Genomic DNA, 1,258 nt, shown 5'->3' with positions numbered 1-1,258 from the left:
CCCTTGAGGACACCCAACCCCAAGCCGAGTCCGCAGACAACAATCAAGCAGCAGCGAGCAAAAAAAATCGCACTTTATTTGATACAATTCCTCAAGTTTCAGAAGCTAGAACTTACTTTGAAGAACGCTGGAAGCCGACCGAAGGAATGGAACAAACTTTGGAATACAGCCTGCAGATAGACGAAAACGGGTCAATTAAAACTATTGTGCCGATGGGAAAAGCAGCATCCGATAATATCGAACAAGTTAATATGCCCTTAGTCGGCGAGCCCTTTGTTTCTCCCGTTTCCAACGGAAAAATCCCGAAAATCCGAGTAGTTTTGAGACCTAACGGTCGAGTACAAACATTTTTAGAAGAGACTGATTAAACCCTCTAACCAACATTTTATAGCTTGAAAAATAAGGTTGATTGCCAATGTTAAGCGGATACAAAAAAGATAGATTTTTAGGTGTGACGGCCAGCACCAGCCTGTTGACAGTAGCTTTAGTTTGTGCTGCAAACATTTCTTTGCCAGTGCGGGCAGAATCACCTGTAAAAAATATCTTAGTTCAAAATACAGGAGCCAATGAATATTTTCAGCAAGGCTTAAGTTTGGCTGCAAAACAAGATACAGAAGGTGCAGAAGCAGCCTTTCGCAGAGCAATTCAAATCGACCCTAATTTAGCCGAAGCTTACGCTAACTTAGGTAGCCTTCTAGCCAATCAAAACAAACTAGAAGAAGCAGTTCCCAATTTTCAAACCGCAATTCGTCTCAAACCGAATGTCCCAGAATTTCATTATATGTTTGGGCAAGTTCTCTACGCACAAGATAAAGTATCAGATGCAGTAGAATCATTTAAAAAAGCCAGAGATTTATTGAAAAAGCAAGGCAAAACTCAAGAAGCAAATTCACTCGAACGAGTTATCAAAAACATAACAAAGTAACTCATCTGCGGTGGGTGCCGCACAGCAAGCCCCAATTTACCATTTTTATTTTCGCACCTAACTGATTATTCCGGGCGATCGCAGTTGTGTATGCTTTCTCAAAAATATTTTGTTTGATTGACAGCAAACAGATGAGAGCAACCTCTAACTGGAAGGAAGAAAATGCCCGTAACGAACAGTCTTCTTTTAATTTCTCCTTAAAAAGGAGCTGGGGGGGTAACAACCAGCCTGAAACCCAGAGGTGGTGAGGATTGAGCCAATGTGTGCTAAAAAAAGATAGGCAGCATAATTGTTACACGCTTGCCTATCCAAAAAATAATGATACCAACATTT

The 1,258-nt window shown here is 40.9% G+C and carries 1 protein-coding gene and 1 pseudogene; both read left to right on the top strand.

All coding sequences use genetic code 11. The annotated features are described in order from the left end of the window. A pseudogene (locus AACV78_RS18475) lies at nt 1–368 on the top strand (DUF4335 domain-containing protein); the annotation flags it as partial. 47 nt (nt 369–415) lie between these two features. Continuing rightward, a complete protein-coding gene (locus AACV78_RS18470; RefSeq protein WP_194013158.1) occupies nt 416–925 on the top strand; it encodes a tetratricopeptide repeat protein in 510 nt (169 codons plus the stop codon). Nucleotides 926–1,258: the final 333 nt, after the last annotated feature.

Source organism: Tychonema sp. LEGE 07196 (assembly GCF_963890365.1).
Classification (GTDB): domain Bacteria; phylum Cyanobacteriota; class Cyanobacteriia; order Cyanobacteriales; family Microcoleaceae; genus Microcoleus.
Note: the sequence above shows the minus strand (reverse complement) of the source record. Positions and strands in the feature narration are given on the sequence as shown.

Coding starts and splice junctions, on each gene's coding strand:
- AACV78_RS18470 (WP_194013158.1), top strand. CDS start 416: ATGTTAAGCGGATACAAAAAAGATAGATTTTTAGGTGTGACGGCCAGC.